The sequence below is a fragment of the Arthrobacter sp. MMS24-T111 genome (assembly GCF_054888995.1).
The window spans coordinates 429,667-452,697 of the sequence record NZ_JBTZRO010000001.1; the positions used below are offsets into that span (position 1 = coordinate 429,667).

General features: G+C 66.9%; 20 protein-coding genes and 2 pseudogenes. 14 read left to right on the forward strand and 8 right to left on the reverse strand.

Annotated features, from left to right (window positions below; all coding sequences use genetic code 11):
* Positions 1-5 precede the first annotated feature (5 nt).
* Both ACX5I6_RS01975 and ACX5I6_RS01980 read right to left on the reverse strand, forming a co-directional pair.
* A complete protein-coding gene (locus ACX5I6_RS01975; protein ID WP_285248373.1) occupies positions 6-1,337 on the reverse strand; it encodes an MFS transporter in 1,332 nt (443 codons plus the stop codon).
* 163 nt (positions 1,338-1,500) lie between these two features.
* Positions 1,501-2,106 (reverse strand): helix-turn-helix domain-containing protein, encoded by a 606-nt coding sequence (locus ACX5I6_RS01980; RefSeq protein WP_018760963.1) that lies wholly within the window; start codon positions 2,104-2,106, stop codon positions 1,501-1,503.
* Between the two features lie 160 nt (positions 2,107-2,266).
* Between ACX5I6_RS01980 and ACX5I6_RS01985 the strand changes: the two genes are divergently transcribed.
* The 10 genes and pseudogenes from ACX5I6_RS01985 to ACX5I6_RS02030 all read left to right on the forward strand — a co-directional run bounded on the left by ACX5I6_RS01985 (position 2,267) and on the right by ACX5I6_RS02030 (position 14,507).
* A complete protein-coding gene (locus tag ACX5I6_RS01985) occupies positions 2,267-2,746 on the forward strand; it encodes a hypothetical protein (RefSeq protein ID WP_285248372.1) in 480 nt (159 codons plus the stop codon).
* Positions 2,743-4,494, forward strand: a complete 1,752-nt coding sequence (locus tag ACX5I6_RS01990) for a DUF5671 domain-containing protein (RefSeq protein ID WP_461841647.1) — start codon at positions 2,743-2,745, stop codon at positions 4,492-4,494. The genes ACX5I6_RS01985 and ACX5I6_RS01990 overlap by 4 nt, the downstream gene beginning before the upstream one ends.
* 83 nt (positions 4,495-4,577) lie before the next feature.
* The gene (locus tag ACX5I6_RS01995) at positions 4,578-6,008 is read left to right on the forward strand and encodes a hypothetical protein (protein WP_461839280.1); all 1,431 of its coding nucleotides are present in this window, start codon (positions 4,578-4,580) and stop codon (positions 6,006-6,008) included.
* Between the two features lie 137 nt (positions 6,009-6,145).
* Positions 6,146-6,307: a hypothetical protein gene (locus ACX5I6_RS02000; protein WP_461839281.1), complete on the forward strand. Its 162-nt coding sequence runs from the start codon at positions 6,146-6,148 to the stop codon at positions 6,305-6,307.
* Between the two features lie 277 nt (positions 6,308-6,584).
* The gene (locus ACX5I6_RS02005; RefSeq protein WP_018760959.1) at positions 6,585-6,683 is read left to right on the forward strand and encodes a potassium-transporting ATPase subunit F; all 99 of its coding nucleotides are present in this window, start codon (positions 6,585-6,587) and stop codon (positions 6,681-6,683) included.
* Positions 6,684-6,690: 7 nt separating this feature from the next.
* Positions 6,691-8,358: a potassium-transporting ATPase subunit KdpA gene (kdpA, locus tag ACX5I6_RS02010; protein WP_461839282.1), complete on the forward strand. Its 1,668-nt coding sequence runs from the start codon at positions 6,691-6,693 to the stop codon at positions 8,356-8,358.
* Positions 8,355-10,489, forward strand: a pseudogene (gene kdpB / locus ACX5I6_RS02015) (potassium-transporting ATPase subunit KdpB). Before kdpA ends, kdpB begins: the two are co-directional and overlap by 4 nt.
* A gap of 8 nt (positions 10,490-10,497) precedes the next feature.
* Complete coding sequence (locus tag ACX5I6_RS02020; protein WP_461839283.1) at positions 10,498-11,109, forward strand: potassium-transporting ATPase subunit C; 612 nt, start codon at positions 10,498-10,500, stop codon at positions 11,107-11,109.
* A gap of 30 nt (positions 11,110-11,139) precedes the next feature.
* Positions 11,140-13,833 carry a DUF4118 domain-containing protein gene (locus tag ACX5I6_RS02025; RefSeq protein ID WP_461839284.1) on the forward strand — a complete coding sequence of 898 codons (2,694 nt, stop codon included), beginning with the start codon at positions 11,140-11,142 and terminating at the stop codon, positions 13,831-13,833.
* Positions 13,830-14,507: a response regulator gene (locus ACX5I6_RS02030; RefSeq protein ID WP_461839285.1), complete on the forward strand. Its 678-nt coding sequence runs from the start codon at positions 13,830-13,832 to the stop codon at positions 14,505-14,507. Before ACX5I6_RS02025 ends, ACX5I6_RS02030 begins: the two co-directional genes overlap by 4 nt.
* 54 nt (positions 14,508-14,561) lie before the next feature.
* Here the strand turns inward: ACX5I6_RS02030 and ACX5I6_RS02035 are convergent, their stop codons facing one another.
* The 3 genes from ACX5I6_RS02035 to ACX5I6_RS02045 form a co-directional block, all read right to left on the reverse strand.
* The gene (locus ACX5I6_RS02035) at positions 14,562-16,514 is read right to left on the reverse strand and encodes an ATP-binding protein (RefSeq protein ID WP_461839286.1); all 1,953 of its coding nucleotides are present in this window, start codon (positions 16,512-16,514) and stop codon (positions 14,562-14,564) included.
* 101 nt (positions 16,515-16,615) lie between these two features.
* The gene (locus ACX5I6_RS02040) at positions 16,616-17,023 is read right to left on the reverse strand and encodes an SRPBCC family protein (protein WP_461839287.1); all 408 of its coding nucleotides are present in this window, start codon (positions 17,021-17,023) and stop codon (positions 16,616-16,618) included.
* Positions 17,020-17,235 (reverse strand): ArsR/SmtB family transcription factor, encoded by a 216-nt coding sequence (locus ACX5I6_RS02045; RefSeq protein ID WP_461841648.1) that lies wholly within the window; start codon positions 17,233-17,235, stop codon positions 17,020-17,022. The genes ACX5I6_RS02040 and ACX5I6_RS02045 overlap by 4 nt, the downstream gene beginning before the upstream one ends.
* A 274-nt stretch (positions 17,236-17,509) precedes the next feature.
* Between ACX5I6_RS02045 and ACX5I6_RS02050 the strand changes: the two genes are divergently transcribed.
* The gene (locus tag ACX5I6_RS02050; protein WP_461839288.1) at positions 17,510-18,244 is read left to right on the forward strand and encodes an EAL domain-containing protein; all 735 of its coding nucleotides are present in this window, start codon (positions 17,510-17,512) and stop codon (positions 18,242-18,244) included.
* On the opposite strand, the gene ACX5I6_RS02055 is transcribed toward ACX5I6_RS02050, so the two are convergent.
* On the reverse strand, positions 18,241-18,546 hold the full coding sequence (locus tag ACX5I6_RS02055) for a hypothetical protein (protein WP_461839289.1): 306 nt from the start codon (positions 18,544-18,546) through the stop codon (positions 18,241-18,243). The two genes, ACX5I6_RS02050 and ACX5I6_RS02055, sit on opposite strands and share 4 nt — an antisense overlap.
* A 47-nt stretch (positions 18,547-18,593) precedes the next feature.
* On the opposite strand from ACX5I6_RS02055, the gene ACX5I6_RS02060 reads away from it, so the two are divergent.
* Entirely contained in the window at positions 18,594-18,953 is a 360-nt protein-coding gene (locus ACX5I6_RS02060; protein WP_461839290.1) for a VOC family protein, read from the forward strand.
* 494 nt (positions 18,954-19,447) lie between these two features.
* On the forward strand, positions 19,448-19,972 hold the full coding sequence (locus ACX5I6_RS02065; RefSeq protein ID WP_461839291.1) for a flavodoxin domain-containing protein: 525 nt from the start codon (positions 19,448-19,450) through the stop codon (positions 19,970-19,972).
* 72 nt (positions 19,973-20,044) lie between these two features.
* Here the strand turns inward: ACX5I6_RS02065 and ACX5I6_RS02070 are convergent, their stop codons facing one another.
* On the reverse strand, positions 20,045-21,067 hold the full coding sequence (locus ACX5I6_RS02070; protein ID WP_461839292.1) for a patatin-like phospholipase family protein: 1,023 nt from the start codon (positions 21,065-21,067) through the stop codon (positions 20,045-20,047).
* Positions 21,068-21,256: 189 nt separating this feature from the next.
* Here ACX5I6_RS02070 and ACX5I6_RS02075 point away from each other — a divergent pair.
* A pseudogene (locus ACX5I6_RS02075) lies at positions 21,257-21,721 on the forward strand (GNAT family N-acetyltransferase); the annotation flags it as partial.
* Between the two features lie 85 nt (positions 21,722-21,806).
* Here the strand turns inward: ACX5I6_RS02075 and ACX5I6_RS02080 are convergent.
* A complete protein-coding gene (locus tag ACX5I6_RS02080; RefSeq protein WP_461839293.1) occupies positions 21,807-22,847 on the reverse strand; it encodes a hypothetical protein in 1,041 nt (346 codons plus the stop codon).
* Between the last annotated feature and the right edge of the window lie 184 nt (positions 22,848-23,031).

Sequence of the window (23,031 nt, forward strand, 5' to 3'; positions counted from 1 at the left end):
AGTCCTTACTTTCCGACGAAGATGCCGTTGGAGCGGCGGGCGGCGAGGTAGAAAACGATGCTGAGGACGGAGAGGACGGCCACGTAGACCGGGAAGACCCAGGTGAGGTTCAGGGACTGCAGCCACACCAGGAGGTAGGAGGCGGTGCCGCCGAAGATTGCCACGCCGATGCCATAGCCCAGGGCCACGCCGGTGCCGCGGATGTTCTTGGGCATCAGGGACGAGCTGACCACGTTGTAGAGGGTCATGTTGAGGACCAGCACGATCGAGCCGCCGAGCAGGACGGCCGCGAAACCGCCGATGCCGGGCTGGACGTACAGGAGCATCAGGAAGACGGAGGGGATGGCCAGGACACGGGTCACCAGGAACCACCGGGACATGGACCGGCCGTCGGCGAGCTTGCCGATGACCCAGCTGCCCACCACCAGGATGGCGCCCAGGATGGTGGTGAGGGCGAAGACGGCGGTGGGATCTTCCTTGAAGCCACTGCGTGCTGCGCTGGGCAGGCCCACGTTCCAGGCGTAGTTGTAGGCCTGGGCGGCGCCCACCACGAACACGATGGCGAGGACGGAGAGCCAGTGCTTGCCGACTCCGGACCACACGGACTTTGCGGTGGTGGCGGCCATTTCCTCGGCCTTCAGGGTTTCAGGCAGGGAACGGCGGAGGTAGAGCACCACGAAGCCGAACACGGCGCCGATGATGAACGGGACACGCCAGCCCCACTCCCCCATGGCCGCGCCGCCGATCACCAGGCTGCAGACGAAGCTGACCAGGGATGCGAGGAGGATGCCGATGTTGACGTAGAAGGACATGATGCCGGCCACGTAGCCTTCGCGGCCCTCCGGGGCGAGTTCCACCGCGTGGGAGGTGGAGAGCGGCGCTTCGATGCCGGTGGAGATGCCCTGCAGGACGCGGCAGGCCACCAGGATAATGCCTGACCAGGCGCCGATGGTGGCGTAGCTGGGGGTGATGGCGATGACCAGGGTGGTGCCGGCCATCAGCATGATGGACAGCAGCATCACGCGGCGGCGGCCGATGCGGTCTGCCAGCGTGCCGAGCAGGATGCCGCCCAGCGGCCGGAAGGCGAATCCGACGGCGAACACGGCCAGCGCGTTCAGGGTGGCTGAGAGCGGCTCGTCGTTGGGAAAGAAGTTGGGGCCGATGAAGGCTGACAGGAGGCCGAAGACCATCCAGTCGTACCATTCCAAGGCGTTGCCCAGGCCAAGGCCCAGGAGTCCCTTGCGGACTTCGGGCGTGAACTTTTCGCGGTTGCGGGGGGATGAGGTGGTGGAACGGGGTGACGGGACGGCATTGTCCGTCGCTTGGATGTCGAGCATGGAAGTGTCCTTACGCTGGCGCCGGGAACGACGCAGGAGGGTATGACGCAGCGGCGCCTGTTGGAGGATGCGCATGCTGCGAAGGTGGCAAGGATTGTCCGGGGCCACGTGCGGGGTCCGGGCAGTTAAGGGTGGACGTCGGCGCCGGCGGGGACCCGGATGCCTACCACTTGTGTGGTGCGTTCACCCAGATGGCTACGCATACCTCTTCGTAGCTGTTCTTGTACCAGTGCGGGGTCTCTGCCGGGTAGGTGATGGAGTCGCCCTCTTCCAGGCTGTAGCAGACGCCGTCCAAGTAGACGTCCTTGCGGCCCGAAATGATGTAGCAGAACTCTTCCCCGCTGTGGGTAAAAGGTGTCGCGCTGGTGTCGTGCCCTGGGGGCGTACTGATCCATTGCGCTTCGATGGTGCCGTCGCGGTCCGGGGTGAGCAGTTCATGGACTGCTTCGCCGACGGATTCGCGGGTGACGTTTTTCAGGTTGCGCCGTGCCGACCTGCGCACGACGGGGGATTTGGATTGTTCCTGGCCAATGAAGAACCTTCCCACGGGAATGTCCAGTCCATGGGCCAGCTGGGCAAGGGTTGTGAAAGACGGGTTGGCCATGCCGCGTTCGATCTGGCTGACGATCGCCTGGCTGAGTCCGGTGATGTCCGAGAGCTTGGCGAGGGTCATGCCCTTCTCCTTGCGCATGGCCCGCACCTTGTTTCCAACCGTGGCCAGCAGTTCGCTGGTGGCTGGAGGTGCGGTGGTGCTACTCTCGGTGGTCATCGATTGTCTTTCACTCGGTGAGCTAACTCACACAACTATAGTGAAGATTTCTGCCCAGTCAACGCTTTTTCTTAATTATGTTGAATTTTGGCTCTGACCCCTGCCCGGAACGGGCCTAAAGACACAGGTGACAGCGGCTGCCCGGATCCATACTCGTGCCATGGACGACGCAGCGCTTACAGAAGCACCACGAAGACCGGACCGGATCCTCCTCGCACTGCTGGGCATGGTGGCCTTGCTGGTGGTGGTTGCCCTGGCGGTGGTGTTCACCCGCGGCGAGCCGGCCCCGCTGGACCAGTCCAGCCCCGCCGGAGTGGTCCAGCGGTACAGCAGGGCAGTGATCGACGGCGACATTCCCACCGCGGAACAATTCCTCACCTCAGGTGCCCGCAGCAGGTGCTACGGCTCCTATTCCGGCGAACCCCGCCCGTCCCGCATCGTGTTGATTTCGACGACGGAGCGGACCGATTCGGCCACCGTACGGGTTTCGATCGTCCAGTCCCCCCAACGTGGCCCGTTTGGTCCGTCCGAGTATGAAATGGAGGACGCCTTCTCGCTCCTGAAGGTGAACGGACAATGGATGATCGACCAGGCGCCGTATCCCCTGATGGCCTGCACGGCAGTTCCGGTGAAGCCATGAGCGCCCCGGAACGCACCGCCACCCCCGCCCCCGCCGGCAGCCTGGCCACCCTCCGCCGGCTGATCATGTACGGCCTGCTTTTTGCCTTGGTGGTCATTGCCGCCTCGGGGCTGGGCGGACTCCTCGAGCGGCTCTTCCGGACGGCAACCACGCTGGTTTCCGGTGATGTGGCCGGGCTGGCCCTCTCCCTCGCCTTCACCCTGATCGGCGGGCCGCTGGCGCTGCTGCTGTGGTGGCTCGTGTGGCGGCGCCTCGACGACGAAGCCGAGCGCACCGCCGCGGGCTGGGGCTTCTACCTGACCGGGATGTACGCCGTCTCGCTCATCATCGCCACCACCTCCCTGCTGGACCTCGCCTCCTCCTTCATCGGTGCGCGGGACACCCAGTGGCCGTCCCCGCTGGCCAACGGACTGGTCTGGGCCGCCATCTGGGTGTGGCACCGGTGGATGTGGAAGCACCCCCGCAAGCCCTCGTCCCACCTCGAGGACGTGCGGGCCGTCGTCGGCTCCGTTTTTGGCCTGGTGCTGGGCGCCGGCGCGGCGATTGCGGCGTTGAGCGCGCTGCTGGACATTGCCATCCGCGGTTTCACGGCAGCAGCGTCCTTTGAACCCTGGTGGTTCGATGTCCTGCGGTCAGTGCTGTGGGCGGCCGGCGGAGCACTGGTGTGGTGGTGGCACTGGTTCCACGAGGGCGGCCGGCGTTTTCGGACCGGCCTGGTGGACGTTGCCATCATCGCCGTCGGCATCTTCGTTGCCGGCATCACCGCCCTGGGTGGCCTGGGCGTGGCCTTGTTCGTCGTGCTGCGGCTGGCCTTTGACCGGACCGATCAACTGAATATCCTGCTGGAGCCGCTGGCCCCGGCCATCGCGGCTGCCGTCATCGGAGCCGTGATCTGGCGCTACCACCGCACGGCCTCCGTCCGGCGTTCCACCCCGACCCGGCGTGCCAGCCTCCTGGTGACATCCGCCGTTGCCCTGGCGGCAGCAGCCTCCGGGGTAGGCGTGGTGGTCAACGCACTGCTGGCTGCCGCCGTCTCGCCGCTGGCGGGCGGCGCCACCCGCACCCTGCTCCTTGGCGGCATCAGCTCGCTGGCAGTGGGCGGCCCGGTCTGGTGGCTGGCGTGGAAACCGCGGCACCAGCCCCGGACGGCGGACCAGATCCCGCCCGGGCGGCGCGTCTACCTGGTGGCGTTCTTCGGAGTCAGTGCCGTCGTTGCCCTGGTCACGCTGCTGGTGATCGGCTACCGGCTCTTCGAGTTCCTGCTCAGTGACATCACGGCCGGGAGCGTCCTGGACCGGATCCGCGCCCCCTTGGGCCTCCTGGTGGCGGCCGGGCTCGTGGCGGGATACCACTTTGCATTGTGGCGGCATGACCGGACACTGCTCGCCGCCGCGGCCCCGGCGGGCAAGCGGGTGATCGAGCACATCACCTTGGTCAGCGGCTATCCGCCAGGCACCGTAGACCCCGAGGCCCTGGCCCGCGGCATCGCTGCCGCCGTTGGCGGAGCCAAGGTGACCACCTGGCTGCGGACGGACGACGGCGGTCCCGGCCCCACGCCGTCGTCCGCCCTTCCGCACTCCCTGGAGGAGCTCACGGCGGAGGCGGCGGAAATGCTGGGCAGCGTGGCGGCACGGCACGTCCTGGTGCTTGCCGGCCCCGCCGGCAGGATGGAAATCATCCCGCTGGCGGGCCCGGGCGGCGCAGCAGTCGTCAGTGGCGGGGCGCCCGGCCGGGTCCTACGGCCCTAGCCCCACCCGCCTCAGCGAACCTAGGTTGGTTGCTGAAGAGGAGCCCGCCAATGGCTGCTCGTTGAATGAGGCAGGGTGGCGCGATGCCGGCAAGGACCAGCCGCCGCTGGCTCGGCTCCATGATGGCGGTCCTGCTGACCTTGGCGGCCTGTTCATCAGGGGGAAGTGTGGCGCCGGGCAGCAGCCGGCAGCCGGACAGCCCGCAGCCCACGCCGGCGATGTCCACGGTCCCAGGCACAGAATCGCAGGACTCGCCCTCCCGGCCCTTCACGGATGCCGAACTCGCTGCCATCATCAATGGCGTGGGCCAGGCCCGCAACCTGCCGTTTCCCGCGGCCCAGGATTCAACCCGCCTGCGAAGTGGCGCCTCCGGCGGATCGTTTCCACCGACGAGCATGGCAGCTACGCCCGGAGAATGCCTCGCATTCGTTCCCCAGGATCCCTTCACCCGGTGGGCGGACAAGGCCGTCAATTTTGCCGACGGTGCCATGCCGCCGGTGACTGGCCAGTCCGGCCCCACCAGCACCATCATGGTGGTGCTCAGGAGTGCGGAAAAGGACGCCATCGCCACGGCGGATTTCGGCTACCAGGACGAGCTGACCTCCCGTTGCGGCCAGTTCGACCTCGCGTATACCGAGTCGGGACGGACCTCCACCTATGCCGTCCAACTGCTCGCCGCTCCCTTGGTGGGGGAAAAGCAGCACGCCTTCATGCAGGTCACCAAGCCCAAGGGTCCCGGGGATTTCGGCTCCGTGGGATTGCGCGTCCTGAAGGGGACCCTGTCCATCAGCCTCAGCCTCGCCGTGGCCACCCTCAACTCCGAATCTGACGCCAAGCCCGCCCTTGAGGCCATGGCTGCGCTGGCAGAGGAACTCCTGGCCCAGGCGTCGAAGGCCATGCCGGCGGTGGCGGCACCGCCGGCAAACTCCCTGACGCCGGACCAGCTGGTGGACCTGTTCAAAGGCATCACCGGCCCCAACGGGGAGCCCGTGAGCCTGCCGCAGGCAACGGTCCTGGGCGCGTCCCCCGGTTTTACGCCCGGGGCCACGTCGCCGGCACCCGGTTCACCTTGCACCATCAACGACGAGTCCTACACAGCGCCGCTGGCGGGTTCCGTTTACGGCCAAGGCCAAATCCAGGGGGCGGGCAAGCTGGACTACACGGACTTCACCGTCATCAGCATGCCTTCGGCACAGGCACCCCCGCTGCCGTTCGACACCCGCAACGAGCAACTCCGGGGATGCACCAGCGTCCAGGAGAGCCTGCCAGGGGGTAGCAGCCGGACGTGGTCTTCTGTCTCCCCGCTGAACCTCGGCATCGCCGCAGATCAGAGCTACGCGCTTGCCTATCAGCTCGCCGACGGCACCGGTGAATGGCACGTCCGGGCCGGAGCGCGCAGGGGCACGCTATCCATCGAGGCGGCCGGCAGAACCACCTCGCAGTCCGCATCACAGTCCAAAGCGGACGCCCTGGCCGCCTTCTTCGGCACTGTTTTCGAGCATGCCGGAAGGTGAGCTCCTGGACGCCGCCACCCCCGGGCTCGCGCTCGATCCTCAAGATTTGCGCAGTTTATCCCGCCTGTGGATTAACCCTCTTCCCCCGCCATTCGAGGGCTCCTAAGGTGTGCATACAGGCTTGTCGAGGGGGACGCGTGAAAAGCTCAGTTGAAGATCCTCAAGGCGCTGCAAACCAGGCCGCGGATCAGGTATCCGTGCCCGAGGTAAACGCAGAGCCTGACGTCCCCGAATGGTCATCCGACTTCCTCCTTACGCTGCACAGCCAGGTCCGGTTCGCCCGCGCCGACTGGCCCTGAGCTTCCCGCCAACCCGCCGTTCCTTCCGGGGCGTCCGCGCGCATTAAATCCGCGTTACAGATTCACGTCCCGGCCGTTAAGGATCCGTTAGGCCCGCCTTACAGTGCCACAACGGGCTATTCACTGGAACCAGGCCCCGCTTCCGGGGCACCAGTGAAAGGAACCTGATGGCCGACGTGGCTGTAATTGGAATCTTCGCGGCCTGCATGGGATTCGTCATGTGGATCGGTCACCTGCTGACCGCCGCGGCCCGCCAGGAGAAGGCGGAGGACGGCCAGTGAACGGGGACGCACTCATGTGGCTGATCCTGCTGCTGGCAGGGCTGGGCCTGTTCGGCTACCTGCTGGCCGCCCTGATCAAGCCCGGGAAGTGGTGAACGGCCGGTGGCCTTTAACACTCCCTCCTTCCTCATCCAGGTGGCGGCCCTGGTGCTGGCCCTTGCCGCCGCCCACAAACCCCTGGGCCTCTACCTCGCGCGCGTCTTCGACGGCACCGGTTCGAGCCGCCCGGAACGGCTGTTCTACCGGCTCGCCGGCGTGGACGCCCACACCGAACAGGCGTGGCCAACATACCTGCGCAGCGTCCTGGTGTTCTCCGCCGTCTCCATCCTGGCGGTGTTCGGCCTTCAACGGGCACAAGGCCTGTTTCCCGGCAGCCCGGCGCTGCCCGGAGTTGACCCGTGGGTGGCCATGAATACCGCCATCTCCTTCGTGACCAACACCAACTGGCAAACCTATGCACCCGAATCCACGGTCGGCGTTGCCGTCCAGATGCTCCTGCTGGCCGTCCAGAACTTCCTCTCGGCAGCAGTGGGCATCGTGGTGGCCGTGGCCCTCATCCGCGGCATAGCCCGAACCCGGACGGACAGGCTGGGGAACTTCTGGGTAGACCTTGCCGGGACATCATTCCGGGTCCTGCTGCCACTGGCCACCCTCGCCGCCCTGGTGATGGTTCTCGGCGGTGTGGTGCAGAACTTCGCACCCACGGACGTGACCAACAGCGCCACCGGAGTTTCACAGGTTATCCCGGGCGGCCCGGTGGCATCCCAGGAAGCCATCAAAGTCCTCGGCACCAACGGCGGCGGCTACTTCAACGCCAATTCGGCCCACCCGTTCGAAAACCCCAACGCGCTGGTCAGCCTCTTCCAGGTGTTCCTGATCCTGCTGATCCCCTCAGCCCTGCCGTATGCCTTCGGCAGGATGGTGGGCGACCAGAAGCAGGGGCACACTGTAGCCGGCGTCATGGCCACGCTGTGGCTGGCATCCACCGCGCTGACCGGCTGGGCAGTAGCCACCGCGCAGGGGACCGCGACGGCCGCCGCCGGCGGACTGGGCGAAGGGTTTGAGAGCCGCTTCGGCCCGGCGTCGAGCGCGATCTTCGCCGCCTCCACCACCCTCACATCCACGGGCGCGGTGAATGTTGCCCACGATTCCTTGCCGCCCCTGGCCGGTGGCGTGGCAATGGTCAACATGATGCTCGGCGAAGTGGCACCGGGCGGCACAGGGTCGGGGCTCTACGGGTTGCTCATCCTGTCCATCATTTCCGTGTTCATCGGCGGCCTCATGGTGGGCCGCACCCCCGAATACCTGGGCAAGAAGATCGGCCCCACCCAGATGAAGCTTGCGGCCCTGTACATCCTGGTGACACCGCTGCTGGTGCTCACCCTGGCCGGGATCACCGTCCTGCTCCCGGATGCCATGGCCAGCGCTCCGGCCACGGGACCGCACCAGTTCAGCGAGGTCCTCTACGCCTTCACCTCCGGCGCCAACAACAACGGTTCAGCATTCGGCGGCATCACCACTTCCGGCCCCTATCTTTCGACGATGCTTGGCGCGGCCATGCTGCTGGGCCGGTTCCTGCCCATCGTCCTGGTTCTTGCCCTGGCAGGTTCCCTGGCCCGGCAGGCCCGAATTCCCGCCTCCACCGGCACCGTCCCCACCCACGGCGCGCTGTTCGGCACACTGCTGCTGGGCGTGACAGTCATCCTGACCGCCCTGAGCTACTTCCCCGCCCTCGCCCTGGGACCCCTCGCAGAAGGACTCCTGAAATGACCCGGTCCACCATGGACACCGCCCCCGGGGCGGAAACCCAAACCTTCGCCGACGGAAATCCGCTCGGCACCCCCGGCGCGCACAAGCACCACACCAAGGCACCCGCCAAACTCACGCCGGCCGTGGTCGGCGCGGCCCTGCCGCTCGCGGTCCGCAAGCTGGCACCGGGCCAGATGATCCACTCGCCGGTCATGTTCACCGTCCTGGTGGGGGCCGCGCTCTGCACGGGTATCTCCGTTTTCCGGCCGTCCGTCTTCGGCATCACCGTCACCGCATGGCTCTGGCTCACGGTCCTGTTCGGAACCCTCTCCGAGGCCATCGCCGAGGGCCGCGGCAAGGCGCAGGCTGACAGCCTCCGCGCCGGCCGCAAGGGAGTCCAGGCCCGGCTGAGGCTGCCGGACGGAACCACCAAGGAAGTACCGGGCACGGAACTGCGCCTGAACGACGTGGTGGTGTGCGAGGCCGGTGATGTGATCCCCTCCGACGGCGAGATCATCGAAGGCCTGGCCAGCGTGGACGAATCCACCATCACCGGTGAGTCCGCGCCGGTGATCCGGGAATCGGGCGGCGACCGTTCCTCGGTCACCGGCGGCACCCGCGTGCTCTCCGACCGGATCGTGGTCCGCATCACGGCCGAACCCGGCCAGACCTTCATCGACAGGATGATCCAGCTCGTCGAGGGCGCGGTCCGGCAGAAGACACCCAACGAGATCGCGCTGCACGTGCTGCTCGTGTCGCTGACCATCGTCTTCCTCGTCGTCACCATGACGCTGGCCCCGTTCGCCGCCCTTGCCGGCGCGGCGCCGTCGCCCATTGTCCTGGTGGCACTGCTGGTCTGCCTGATCCCCACCACCATCGGCGCGCTGGTCCCGGCCATCGGGATCGCGGGCATGGATCGGCTGGTCCAGCACAACGTTCTGGCCACCTCCGGACGGGCCGTGGAGACGGCGGGTGACATCACATCCTTGCTGCTGGACAAGACCGGAACCATCACGTTCGGCAACCGCCGTGCCGTCCACTTCCACCCGGCAGCGGGTGTTGACCGGGCCGAGCTGATTGAAGCCGCGCGGCTCTCCAGCCTGGCGGACGAAACCCCGGAAGGACGGTCGATTGTGGACCTGGCGGCCGAACACGGCGTGCTGGGCCCGGACCTGGCCGCCCTGGAATCGGGCGCGGAGCCATTGGCTGTGGTCCCGTTTTCGGCCACGACGCGCATGAGCGGGCTGGATCTTGGCGGCCGGATGATCAGGAAGGGTGCGGCCTCCACCGTTGGCAGTTTCGCCGCCGATCTGGGCGCCCGCATGCCCGGGGAGGTGGAACGCCAGGTGCAGGATATTTCGTCGCAGGGCGGCACTCCCCTCCTGGTTGCCACGGCCGACGCCGCCGGCGCACGGGTCCTGGGCACCATCCACCTGGCGGACGTGGTGAAGCCTGGCATGCAGGCAAGGTTCGCGGAGCTGCGCAAATGGGGATCCGGACCGTGATGGTCACCGGCGACAATCCCGTCACCGCCAAGGCGATCGCCGCCGAGGCCGGGGTGGACGACTACCTGGCCGAGGCCACCCCGGAGGACAAGCTGGCGGTGATCAAGAAAGAACAGGCCGCGGGCCGCCTGGTGGCGATGACCGGGGACGGCACCAACGACGCCCCTGCGCTGGCGGCGGCGGACGTGGGCGTGGCCATGAACTCCGGCACGCCCGCGGCCAAGGAAGCCGCGAACATGGTGGACCTCGATTCGGACCCCACCAAGCTGATCAACATCGTGGGGATCGGAAAGCAACTGCTGATCACCCGCGGCGCGCTCACCACCTTCTCGGTGGCCAACGACGTCGCCAAGTACTTCGCGATCGTCCCCGCGCTGTTCACGGCGACGTTCCCCGGGCTTGGGCTGCTGAACATCATGGGCCTGGCCACGCCGTCCTCCGCCATCCTGTCGGCCGTGATCTTCAACGCGTTGATCATCATCGCCCTGGTGCCGCTCGCGTTGCGCGGGGTCAAGTACCGCGCCATCTCGGCCAGCCAGGCCCTGGGCCGGAACCTGCTGGTGTACGGGCTCGGCGGCCTCATTGCCCCGTTCATCGGCATCAAAATCATCGACCTCCTCATCTCCCTCATCCCCGGCATCGGCTAGGAATCCCCATGAACGCGCTCACCGGTTATCTCCGACAGTCGGGAACGGCCATCCGTTTCCTGGTCCTCGCCACCTTGGTGCTTGGCCTCGCCTACCCGGCCGCCGTCTTTGGCGTCGGGCAGCTGATTGCCCCGTACCAGGCGAATGGCTCCATCCTCCGCGACGTTGCCGGCGCACCTGCGGCATCGGCGCTGATCGCCCAAGTGAAGGACGACGACGGCACGCAGGACCCCGCCTGGTTCCACGCCCGTCCCTCCGCCGTCGGCTGGGACCCGGCGTCGTCGTCGGCCTCCAACCTGGGCCCCAACGATGCCAAGCTGACCGATGCCGTCAACGCCAACCGTGCCGCCATAGCTGAGGCCGAGGGGGTGCAGCCGTCCGACGTCCCCGCGGACGCCGTCACCGCCAGCGGGTCGGGGCTGGATCCCGGCATCTCCCCCGAGTACGCCCGGCTCCAGGTACCGCGGGTTGCCGCCGCCCACCAGTTGGGCACCGAGGTGGTCCAGGAACTGGTGGACAAGAACACCAGCAGTGGCCTTGCAGCATTCCTGGGCCAGCCCACCGTCAACGTCACGGGGCTCAACCTCGACGTGGCGGCGGCCGGACCGCCGCGGTCCTGAGCGGCGTTGCCGGAGTGGAAGAATAACGGCATGGCACGTGGAACGCTGCGGATTTTCCTCGGGGCGGCGCCCGGGGTCGGCAAGACCTACGAGATGCTCGAGGAAGCCCACCGGCTGGCCAACCGGGGCGAGGACGTGGTTATCGCGTTCGCCCTTGACCACGGCCGGGCCGAAACCCGCGCCCTTATGGCGGGCCTGGAAACCATCCCGCCCCGGCGGTTGCCCTACCGCGGCACCGAATTCGAGGAAATGGACCTGGACGGGGTCCTGCACCGTGCCCCGGCCACTGCGGTGGTGGACGAATATGCCCACTCAAATGTTCCGGGAAGCCGGCACGGCAAACGCTGGGAGGACGTTGACGAGATGCTCAACGCGGGCATCAACGTCCTCTCCACCGTCAACATCCAGCACCTCGCCTCGCTGGGTGACGTGGTGGGCACGATCACGGAGGTCCGGCAGGCCGAGACGGTGCCCGACGAGGTGGTGCGCCGCGCAGACCAGATCCACCTGGTGGACATCTCCCCCGAACTGCTGCGCCAGCGCCTGGGCGAGGGAAAGATCTACGCCCCGGACAAGGTGGACGCCGCCCTGGCCAACTATTTCCGGCTGGGAAACCTGACCGCGTTGCGGGAACTGGCCCTGCTGTGGCTGGCGGACAGGGTTGATGAGGGCCTGGCCCGGTACCGGGCGGACAACGACATCCAGGCGACGTGGCCGGCACGGGAGCGGGTGGTCATTGGCCTGACCGGCGGACCGGAGGGCGAGATATTGATCCGGCGCGGGGCCAGGATCCTTAACCGGGTCAACGGCGGGGACTTGCTGGCGGTCCATGTCCGCGCGGCGGACGGGGTGGTCCATGAGTCCCCGCAGTCCTTGGAAGCCCAGCGCCGGTTGATCCAGGACTTGGGCGGCAGCTACCACATTGTGGCCGGGGAGGACCCGGCAGCGGCCCTGCTCGATTTTGCGCGCAGCGTCAACGCCACCCAGATCGTGGTGGGCATTTCACGGCGCGGCAAGTTCGCGGGCACGGTGGGCGGCCTGTTGGGCGGGGGCATCGGCACGCGGGTGGTCCGCGATTCCGGGGACATCGACGTCCATATGGTGTCCCACCCCTTGGGCGGCCGTGGAGCCGGTCCACGGCGCGAGCGCGACTTGGGCCGCGTCCGCGTCACGGTGGGTTTCATCCTTGCCGCGGTGCTGCCGGTGGTCCTGCAGCTCCTGCTGGCACTGGACCCGGACCCCGGCGTGGCCACCGCCATCCTGGTGCAGCTGACCGGCTCGGTCACGGTGGCCCTCGTTGGCGGCCTGTGGCCGGCGGTGCTCGCTGCCCTGTGGAGCAGCCTGCTGGTCAACTACTTCTCGACGCCTCCCGTGGGCACCCTGACCATCAGCGATCCCCACAATTTCTTCTCCCTGCTGGTTTTCGTAGGGGTTTCCGCCGCCGTCGCCGTGGTGGTGGACCTCTCCGCGCGGCGCTCCAAGGAGGCCTCACGGGCCCGCGCCGAGGCCACCACGCTCTCCGACCTCACCCGCGGGGCCGTCCGGTCCGAGGATGGCGTGAAGGACCTGCTGCAGCAGGCCCTCGACGTCTTCAGCGTCCGCGGGGCAGCTTTGTACGGCAGCGGCCCGGAGGGCAATGAACGGACGACGGCGGCCTGGCGGCTGGTTGCCGGCGCCGGCGAGGTGCCGGCAGAGGTGGGACCAAGGGGATTTTCCAGCACGGGTTCCGGCGGTCCCTTCCCTGGCGATGCAGGCACCGAAACGACGGAGAACATCGATCCCGCCACACGGCTGGTGTTGTTCGGCCGAGCGCTTCCCGCCGGAGACCGGAGGCTGCTGGCGGCGTTCGGCGTCCACCTTGCCGCCCAACTGGAGCGGCAGCAGCTGGCCGACAGCCGCCGTGAAGTGTTGCGCTTGGCCGAGGGCAACACGATGCGCACGTCCATCCTCCGCGCGGTTTCCCACGACCTCCGCACTCCCCTGGCCGGCATCAAGCTCTCGGTGGGCATGCTGTTGCAGAAGGACCGGCACTACGCCCCGGAGCAGGAGCACGAGCTGTTGCAGACCATTGATGAGTGTTCCGACCGGCTGGACCTGCTGGTGGGGAACCTGCTGGATATGTCCCGGCTCAGCTCCCCGGGGGCCGAGCCACTCCTGCGGCCCGTGCGCTGGTCCGAGGTCATCCCCAGCGCCCTCCGGTCCGTCCCCGCGGGCAGGGTTCGGGTGGAACTGCCGCCGAATATGCCTGAGATCGAGGCGGACCCCGGGATGCTGGAGCGGGTGATCGCCAATGTGGTGGAGAACGCGGTCAAGTACGCGCCGGGTTCCGATATTGCCGTGGTGGGCGGCGCAGGAGGCCTGAGCAACACAACGCTGAAGGGGCAGCCGGCCGGAGAGATCAGTATCATCGACCACGGCCAAGGCGTTCCGGCAGAGAGAGTGGTGGAGATGTTCCGTCCGTTCCAGAGGCTGGATGATATTCCGCAGACCACCGGCGTGGGCCTGGGCCTGGCCGTAGCCAAGGGATTTACCGAGGCGATGGGCGGCACGCTGACCGCGGAGGAGACCCCGGGCGGCGGACTGACGATGGTCATCCGGATACCGCTGTCCACCGGCTTTCCCGACGACGGAACCCGCGGACAGGCACCCGTGGTGCCCCAGTCGTTCCTGGCCCGGCAGATCCACCAGGCCCCGTTCCAGGCAACAAGGGCGGATCAGCAGTGACGGGCGTCCTGGTAGTGGATGATGACCCGCACCTGCTGCGGATCCTGAAGCTTGCCCTGGAAACCAGCGGCTACGCGGTCACCACTGCCGTTGACGGGAGGTCAGCTCTCCTGGCCGCCACCCAGAATCCGTTGGCCCTGGTGATCCTGGACCTTGGGCTGCCGGACATCGACGGCGTCACCGTGATCAAGGAACTGCGGGAATGGAGCCGTGTCCCGGTCCTGGTGCTCTCGGCCCGGCATACCTCGGAGGACAAGGTTGAAGCCCTGGATGCCGGCGCGGACGACTACCTGACCAAGCCGTTCGGACCGGATGAACTGCTGGCCCGGCTGCGTGCGCTGCTGCGCCGGTCCGCGGACCTGCAGGCACCGGAGCCGGTGGTGGTCACGGAGAACTTCACGGTGGACCTGGCCAAGCACCGGGTGAGCCGGGAGGGAGCGGATGTCCGGCTGACGCCCATTGAGTGGAAGATCCTGGAGATCCTGGTGCGGAACCCGGAAAAGTTGATCACCCACCGGCAAGCTCTGACCGATGTGTGGGGTCCGGCTTATGCCAAGGACTCAAACTACCTGCGCGTCTTTATGGCACAGCTGCGCCGAAAACTCGAGCCGGACACCGGAAACCCCCGCCACCTGCTGACCGAGGCGGGCATCGGCTACCGGTTCCAGCCCTGAAGCGGTGCTGGCGGTGGCACCCCACCTACGTGGTGTCACCCCAGCAACGCGGTGTCACCCCAGGAACGTCCGGTGGACCTCACTGCCGTAGCGGCCGATGATGCTGCGCTTGGCCTTTCGGAAGGCGTCAAGGTCGCTGGCGTGGCCGTTCTGTTCCACCCGGCGCCGCGCCAGTTCCTCCGAGATCACGTCGAGGAACAACTCGGCCAGCAACAGCCGGGCGGAGTCACGGAACCGGCCGCGGCCATCGACGTACAGCTGCACGGTGGGTGCGGCGGTGTTGATGATGACTTTGCGCTCCGCCTCGCTGTAAACGGCCCGGTCGGTGCTGTTGTGGAGGTTGCGGAAGTCGTAGCCGGTGAAGAGGTCAACGCCGTGGTCCCGGCCGGGACGGTGGGCCTGGTGGCGCGCGCCCGGCGGGGTACCGGCACCGGGGACGGCAGGGTGCGGCGGCTGGTCCGCGCTTCGACGTGAGGCGTGTTCGGCGATGACGATTTCGCTGAGCGCCCAGTAGTCCCCGGCACGCACGGTGATCTCCCCTTGGTCTCCGGGCCGGTCCCCGGTAGCAGTCCATTCAAGCCGGGTTGTGTCCTGGACACCCGAAACGGGAATGGACACCGGGACCGGGACCAGGCGGATCGATGCCGGCAGGTCCACATCGAATTCCAGGGTCCCGCCGGCGGGGAGCTGGCCGGGATCCAGCAGCAGGGCCACATGGAACGGATGCCCCGGCGGGCGGTAGTAGAACGGCGTGGTGAACCGCAGCGCCGCGGACGCCGGCTCCCCGGTTCCCGGAGTTCCGGCATCGCGGACTGGTCCGGTGTCCAGGCCCAGGTCCAGGACGGCGGCAGCGCTCATGTGTTGCAGCAGGTGTTCGATCATTTCGGCAGTGCGTCCGGAGGTGGTGGCGCGTTCCAGGTGGGTGAGTTTTTCCTTCTCTGCCTGCACGGCGCCGGCGATCATCCGGCTCACGGCGGCGGAGAAGGCGGCAACGAACGGATCTTTGGGGTTCAGCCCCTCGCGTTCGTCGCTGATGATTGCTTTGCCCCGGCCCAGCATTTCAGTCAGCGCCGGGCACCTGACAGTGCCGAAAAGGTACTCCGTGCCTACCTGGTTTTCGTAGTCGAACATCTGGCAGTCCAGGACGGCCATACCGGATTCCACCACCAGGCCGGCGGTGCGATCGTCGCCCTTCATGGCCAGTTCAACGCCGTTGGCCCGCTTGAGCGTGACGGTGAAGGCATAATCCACGCCGTCAACGGTGAAGGTTCCGGGACGGTCCGGGCCGATGAGCGTGGCGGCCGGGGGTTCTTCGAAGCGGATGGCGTCCCTGCTGTAGCCGTCGGTGCCCGCAGTCCCGCGCACCAGTTCCACGTTGCGGCGGCCCAGCACGTCGCGCAGGTAGATGTTGTCCGCGAGCAGCTGCAGCAGGGTCGCCTGCTGCGTGATCGTGGCACGGGGATTGTCGACGACGATGGTCACCTTGGTGCCGTTCCGTACGTCGGCAGGGATCCCGCCGTCGTCTATTCCCAGCCGGGCGTAATCCGCAGGGAAGGCCTCGCGGTCGGCGCCGTCGTCGTCGTAGAGGTAGCCGCCGTTTTCGCCCCGGAAGACGTCGATGCGGGTGAACCTGCCGCCCTGGATGGTTTCGATCCAGCCGTGGCCCAGTCCGAAGATGGCCTGTTTCAGTCCGCGCCCGAAGTACCCGCGACCGGCGCCCTCGCCGCGGGCCAGGGGGCTGTGTGCGCCGCCGTAGCTAAGGATCCGGCCGGCCTGCTCGAAGGACATTCCTTCCGCCTGGTCGCTGACCGTCAGGACCGCGCCGGCGTGGTGGCGCTCATAGCCCACCACGATCCTGCCGGTGACCTGGCCGCCGGCCTTTTCCAGGCGCGCGTAGCTGTCGTCGCTGTTGGTGATCAGCTCCACCAGCGCCTTCTCCACCGAGGCGAACCGCCGGGAGTCGATTCCGATCACGCGCTGGTCCACCTGGATTTCCGCGACGGCCATGCTGGATACCCCGCTTACACGTGAATCTGCTGGTGGCTGGTGGCCGCCTGAAGGCTCATCGACGGGCCAACTACGTGGAGCGTAGCAGGTATGCGCCGATCTCAGGAGACCTCGGCGAGCAGCCCGTCAATCCTTGCCAGCAGGCCCGGCCAGCCGTTGCCCATGCCTTCGATCGCATGGCGGCCCATGGGGGTATCGAGGCGGAAGCCGGCGTGCTCGAAATGGAGGATCGTGCCGCCGTCAATGGGCTCCAGGCGCCAGGTGATGGTGGTGTCCAGCTGGCCTTCGGCGAAAAGGAAGCTGATGGACGTGCCCGGGTCCACGGCGAGTACCTCGCACTGCTGCCGGCCCCAGGAGTCCATGTCCATGGTGAAGCGGTGGCCCACGGCGGGTGCGATGTCGCCCGGCGCCCACCACCGTGCCAGCAGTTCGGGTGTGGTCAGTGCGGCCCAGACCGCCGCGGCGGGGTGCGGGAAGCGGCGTTCGAGCCGGATGGCGTTATCTGTCATGACGGTTTCTCCTCGTCCAGAAGGTCGGCCAGCGCATCCAGCCGCTGGTTCCAGTAGTGCTCAAAGTGCTTCACCCAACCGCCGATCTCGGCGAGGGGGGCAGGCTGCAGGTGGTACACCCTGTTCCTGCCCTGGCGTTCTTCCCGGACAAGGTCCGCCTCGCGCAGGACTGCCAAGTGCTCGGAGGCGGCGGGGCGGCTGAGGTCCAGCAGCCCCGTGAGTTCTCCCGCCGTTCGGGGCCCTTGCCGGAGTCGTCGAGGATGACGCGCCGCGCCGGGTTGGACACGGCGGCAAAAACATCAGGAAGCACAAAGACAGTATATGTCGGAATTATCCGACGCATCATCTGATGCTGGCTGAACAGCGAAAGGATTATCCCGCGCACCTGCCCGGCTGTGTCCTACTCTTGAGTAACCATTCGAGAGGACCCCAACTTTGGCATGCGACGGCTGCACCACATCTTCACGGCTTGATTTCGACTTCAGCATGGCTTTCCAGCCGATCTATGACGCTGTTGCCGGCAGGGTGTGGGGCTATGAGGCGCTGGTCCGGGGCGTGGCGGGCGAAGGCGCGTACGAGGTCCTGCGGAGGGTTTCCCCGGAGCAGAAGTACCGCTTCGACCAGGACTGCCGCGTCAAGGCCATCGAACTGGCGGCGCGGCTCTTCCCGGCCGGCGAGGACCTGATGCTCTCCATCAACTTCATGCCCAACGCGGTCTACGAACCGGCCGCCTGCCTCCGCGCGACGCTGCTTGCGGCCGCGAAAGCCGACTTCCCGTTGTCCTCGATCATGTTCGAGTTCACGGAGAACGAAGAAGTCACCGACACCGCCCACCTGACCAACATCATCACCGAATACCGCAAGCACGGCTTCATCACGGCGATCGACGACTTCGGGGCCGGCCATGCGGGGTTGGGACTCTTGGTCGACTTCCAGCCGGACCTGATCAAGATCGACATGAAGCTCATCCGCGGCATCGACGCCAGTCCCGCACGGCAGGCAGTGGTCGCCGGCATCGTGGCCATCGCCGGGAAGCTCGACATCTCGGTGCTCGCCGAGGGCATCGAAACGGAGGCGGAATACCGGGTGCTGCACTCAGCCGGTGTCCGCCTGCTCCAGGGTTATTGGTTCGCCAAACCGGCGTTCGAGCAACTTCCCGAGATCCATGTCCCCGTTGCCACCGCTGACGGCGTGCAGGACCTGGCGGTGTTCCCCCGCTAGCGGCGGCCGGAGCCGGCCCGACGTCCCGCAACCACGCCTGCCCAGAACGCGAGCACCAGCAGTCCCACGCCGGCAACAGCAAGGCCCGCCTGCGTGCCTTGCGTGATGAACGCAGCGCCGTTGGCGCTGAAAGGCTGGTTGCTCAATGGAGCGTAGGCAACCCAGCCGGTGAAGTCGCGGTTCAGGTACGCGACGAGGCAGCCGACCAGCACCGCCGCCAGGCCGAGGCAGGGCACGACGGCGGCGGGCAGTTTGGCGCGCTTGGACGGTTGGTGTTCCCCAGGTGTGTTGTTTTCCCCCATGCAGGCGAGTCTAGCCGGGCCGCGGCCGCCCGGTTTAGGCTGGGCGGATGTTGACCATCGGCACCATCGTCCTCGGCGTCAACGACGTCGCCGCCGCCACCGCCTTCTGGCATGGCGCCCTCGGCTATGTCCCCCGGGAACCTGGCAACGAAACCTGGGTGACCCTCGAGCCGGCGTCGGGCCCCGGCGCTCATCTGTCACTGATGCTGAGCGAAACCCGGGTCCAGGCCTACCCGCGGATCCACCTGGACCTTTACGCGGACGATCAGGCCGCGGAGGTGGAGCGGCTGGTCTCCCTCGGCGCCAAGCACGTGGACTGGGATATGTACCCTGAGGACCCGGACTTCGTGGTGCTTGAGGATCCGGACGGCAACCGGTTCTGCGTCATCGACAAGGGTCCGGAGTAGCGCGGGCGGCCGACAGGCAGCCAGACGGACTAGGAGTCCTGGCCGGCCGCCTGGTCAGGGGTGGTTCTTGCGCTGCTTTATAACGTGAAGCTCACTGCTTTCGGTTTTCGCCTTTTTTTCGGCACGTTTCTCAAGGATCGACTTGCCGACCTTTTTGGCCGCTCCGCCTTTTGATTTTCCAGACACCGGAACCACGCCCTTCTCTCGCGTTAACGGCCACCATACGCTCTTTTACCTTTTTAGCCAGTCCCTCCGTCCTGCCCGGCCTGGGGCTTGGCCCGGCAGCGAAATAGGGGCCAACAACGTGACTTCGCCAGTTATGGAGAATTCATAATTTTGACCGTCCCCGATATTCTTCGCTCCTTTTGTCATCCCCGCGGAGAAACGCCAAAGGCTCATGCACTAAAACTTCCGGGACGTTGGGCCCTACGCCACGGACCGGGAATTCGGCAAGGTAATACAGGACCGATCCGGACACCACCAGGAGGCCCACGATGGGCAGCATCTACATCCCGTACGGGACCACCGAGGGCCAGACGGCCAGGATCGCCGAGTTCATCGGGGACGTTATCCAGGCGCATGGGCACGAGGCCCGTGTTGCGGACATCAAGCAGGCAGGTGACTCGATCCCGCCCGGATGTGATGCGGTCCTGGTGGGGGCATCGGTGCACATGGGCAAGCACGAGGAGTACGTCCAGGATTTTGTCCGGAAGAACCGGGAAACCCTTGAGCGCCTCCCGTCTGCCCTGTTCTCCGTCAGCCTGGCCGCGCACGGGGATGCCGAAAACGCCGAGAGCTACGTCCGGGAGTTCGAGGAGCAAACCGGTTGGCGGCCGGCCCATGTGGCACTGTTCGGGGGCGCCCTGCTGTACACGCACTACGGGTTCATCAAGCGCCTCATCATGAAGAAGATTGCCGGCGACAAGGGCTCCCTGGACACCGATACGTCCCGGGACTACGTCTACACCGAATGGGACGGCGTGAAGAGGTTCGCGGAGGACTTCCTGGCCACGCTGTAGCGGGGCACGTTCGACGGCGGGCGCCTACCCGCCGTCGAACGTGCCCCGGGGACGAACGCGTCCCCGCCGGCGTCAGCTCCAGAAGGAGGCAAGCCGCCCGGCAAGGGCCTTTCCTTGGTTATAGCCTGCCTGGGCGGCGGCGGGGCGCAACCGCAGGTCCATGGCGTTGGCACCGAACATGTGTTCCGAGCCGGCGTCCGGGAAGACCGTTTCCACCACGCTGCCGCTGGCCCGCAGCTCATCGGCCTGCGCTGCGAGCTGCATCTTCCACTCCAGCGGCATCCGTGTCCTGCCGCCGAATGGCGACAGGACCAGAACCCGCCCGCACCCCGCAGCCAAGTCGGCGTTCTCGTTGCGCCGGTAGCCGCCGTCGATATAGCTGCCGTTCCCGATCCCGTACGCGAAGCCGCTGGCACAGCTGGCTGCCACGGCGTCCACCAGGTCCACGCCGCTGTGCCGGTGGAACACCACCGGGTCGCCACTGTGGGCGTCCACCGCGGTCATCAGCAGCTCGTGCTGCGGCCATTCGAGCGTGGGGAGACGCGTGGCAACCGTTGCGCGCCACTGCTCCTGGAGGGAACCGCCCTGGGCTGAGCTCTCTTGGGCAGAACTCTCCTGCCCTGGACCGTCTTGGTGTGACCCTGCAGGCGACGCGCTGTCCTGCATTGGAGCGGTCGGCGTTGACGGGTTCCGGGCAGCCGCCATTTCCAGGGCAACCGCACCCATCCTGCGGCGCATGTCGGCCGGATCCTTGGCGGCGGCAATGATTTTGCCGGTCCGCTCCAGATGGTCGGAAGCCGGCGTGGCAGGGGCATGGCCGACTGCAGGGCGGCGTTGTGGCGGCAGCGGCGCGTTCAGGATGGCGGCATACAGTTCAGCCGGGGGCGCCCCGGCGATCTGGGCTGCGGCCGTGGATCCGGCGGAGGTACCGATGACCCGGTCGGCCCGGGTCACGTCCAGACCGGCATCGGCGAGGCCGGCCAGGACGCCGATCAGCCAGGCATTGCCTGTTGATCCGCCGCCACCAAGGACCAGTGCGCGGCCGGGAAGTGACCCCTGGGAGGGGCGTGGGTGGGAGGAAGGTGTTGTGTTCATGGGAGTCGCCTTTCGCGAATTGCCTGGTTGGCGCTCCCGGCGGCGGCTAGTTCAGCCGCGCGATCGTGGACTGCGAGGGAGCACCCATTGCGGATACTGCATTCATGGGTCTCACCTCCTGCGTTCTGATCACGATCACCCGAATAGTCGCACACCGCGGCGCGGCAGGCAACCGGTAAATTTGAAGCAATGATTGCCATAGAGCGGGACAGCCCCGAGCGCGACGACGTCCACCGCCTCCTGAGCGAACACCTGGCGGACATGTACGCCACGTCGCCGGCCGAAAGCGTTCACGCGCTGGACCACTCTGCGCTCTCCGCCCCATCCATCACGTTCTGGACCGCGCGCGAGCAGGGTGCACTGCTGGGGTGCGGGGCACTCAAGCTCCTGGAGTCCACACCGGGCGCAGCCGGGATGGGCGAGATCAAGTCCATGCGCACCACCGCGTCGGCTCGGGGACGAGGCGTCGCCACCCTTATGCTTCTTCACATCCTCGCCGACGCGCGGTCCCGGAACCTGGAGCGCGTCTACCTGGAAACCGGGACCGAGGACTACTTCGCCCCGGCCCGACGCCTCTATGCCCGCCACGGATTCACCGAGTGCGCACCGTTCGCCGACTATATGCTCGATCCCAACAGCGTGTTCATGGAGCTTCCGGCTCTAGGACGGCCGGTTTCCGGCACACAGGAAAGCGGACGACGGCGGATGGGTACCCGCCGTCGTCCGCTTCAGTGGGGTGCTACTCGCTGTAGGGGACCTTTTCCCAGCTCAGGACGTCTGCGCCCTTGGCGTTGTTGCCTGACACGGTGACGCGGAGGTAGTCGACGGCGTTGTTGGCGCCGTCCACGGTGATGCGCTGCAGGTTGTCCGCGGCCGGGGCACCGTAGATATCCAGCCAGGGCGATCCGGCGGCGAGGGGCTGGTTCTGGGCGAAGACGTGGCTGTCGCCGTTGACCAGGTAGACCGGGGCGTCGAAGTGGTTCGTTTCGTCGACGATCGCCTGCACGATCTCCCGGAAGCCGGACACGGTCTTGGGGTCGGCAGTGGCGTCGGCGAGCAGCGCGGGATCAAACATGTCCGCCTGCTGAATGAGCACCACGGCGCGGTCGTTGCTGCGCTTGGCATCGGCGAAGGTCTGGTGGATCTGGGCCAGGACGGCGTCCGTGCGGTGTTCCACCTCGGCGAGCTGTTCCGGCGTGGGAGCAGTCTTGCCCAACCCCGTCCACGGCAGGAGCGAGTTGTTGCTGCCTTGGACGTTCAGAACGGAGAAAGCCACCCGGTTCTTGGTGAAGCGGACGTCCTCGGGCAGCCCCAGGTTCGCCTGGCTCTTGACGGGCATGGTGGCGCCAAGCGTCTTGCCAGGTTCGTTGAAGAACACCTCCCTGATCTTGTCCAAGCGCTCCAGCGGGTTGTAGGCGCCGTTGTTGGTTCGGTGGCAGTCCACCCATTCGTTGTCGCCCGGCGTGTAGACCAGCGGGTGGGTGAAGGTGTCGAACTGGGAGCGGATGTAGGAGAAGTACTCGTTGGAGCAGATGGAGGAGCCGTTCTTGATGTCGCCCACGTGTGCTACAAACTTCAGGTCCTCATCGGCGTTGAGGTCCCGGATGTGCGACGGGAACTTTGCGATCTCGGCCGCACCATAGGGAATGTCGCCGATAACGCCGAAGGTGAAGGCCTGGCTGCTGTCGCTTGTGTTGTCGGCTGCCTGGGCGGAGCTTGCGGCTGCTCCGGCGAGGGTGGCGAGGACGGCAAGCGTGGCCAGGGTGGATCTTACGAACACGGGGTACTCCTTGGACGGTGGGCCTTCCGCCCTTTGTATCGCGAGCCGCCGGGCAGTGGGTGCCTGCCAAGGCTTGTCCGCCCGAAAGAACGGAGGTGGACATGGTGGTTGCGTAGGGATGAACTGGCCGGGACATTGCTGGGGCACGGTCATGGGCCGGGCACGGAACGGACGACGGCGGCAC

Excerpts from the sequence above, each read along its gene's own strand:
- ACX5I6_RS02060 (WP_461839290.1), top strand. The coding sequence starts at position 18,594 with ATGTTGACCATCGGCACCATCGTCCTCGGCGTCAACGACGTCGCCGCC.
- ACX5I6_RS02040 (WP_461839287.1), bottom strand. The coding sequence starts at position 17,023 with ATGACAGATAACGCCATCCGGCTCGAACGCCGCTTCCCGCACCCCGCC.
- ACX5I6_RS02050 (WP_461839288.1), top strand. The coding sequence starts at position 17,510 with ATGGCTTTCCAGCCGATCTATGACGCTGTTGCCGGCAGGGTGTGGGGC.
- ACX5I6_RS02070 (WP_461839292.1), bottom strand. The coding sequence starts at position 21,067 with ATGAACACAACACCTTCCTCCCACCCACGCCCCTCCCAGGGGTCACTT.
- ACX5I6_RS01990 (WP_461841647.1), top strand. The coding sequence starts at position 2,743 with ATGAGCGCCCCGGAACGCACCGCCACCCCCGCCCCCGCCGGCAGCCTG.
- ACX5I6_RS02035 (WP_461839286.1), bottom strand. The coding sequence starts at position 16,514 with ATGGCCGTCGCGGAAATCCAGGTGGACCAGCGCGTGATCGGAATCGAC.
- ACX5I6_RS01995 (WP_461839280.1), top strand. The coding sequence starts at position 4,578 with ATGCCGGCAAGGACCAGCCGCCGCTGGCTCGGCTCCATGATGGCGGTC.
- ACX5I6_RS01980 (WP_018760963.1), bottom strand. The coding sequence starts at position 2,106 with ATGACCACCGAGAGTAGCACCACCGCACCTCCAGCCACCAGCGAACTG.
- ACX5I6_RS02065 (WP_461839291.1), top strand. The coding sequence starts at position 19,448 with ATGGGCAGCATCTACATCCCGTACGGGACCACCGAGGGCCAGACGGCC.
- ACX5I6_RS01985 (WP_285248372.1), top strand. The coding sequence starts at position 2,267 with ATGGACGACGCAGCGCTTACAGAAGCACCACGAAGACCGGACCGGATC.
- ACX5I6_RS01975 (WP_285248373.1), bottom strand. The coding sequence starts at position 1,337 with ATGCTCGACATCCAAGCGACGGACAATGCCGTCCCGTCACCCCGTTCC.
- ACX5I6_RS02020 (WP_461839283.1), top strand. The coding sequence starts at position 10,498 with ATGAACGCGCTCACCGGTTATCTCCGACAGTCGGGAACGGCCATCCGT.
- ACX5I6_RS02055 (WP_461839289.1), bottom strand. The coding sequence starts at position 18,546 with ATGGGGGAAAACAACACACCTGGGGAACACCAACCGTCCAAGCGCGCC.
- ACX5I6_RS02025 (WP_461839284.1), top strand. The coding sequence starts at position 11,140 with ATGGCACGTGGAACGCTGCGGATTTTCCTCGGGGCGGCGCCCGGGGTC.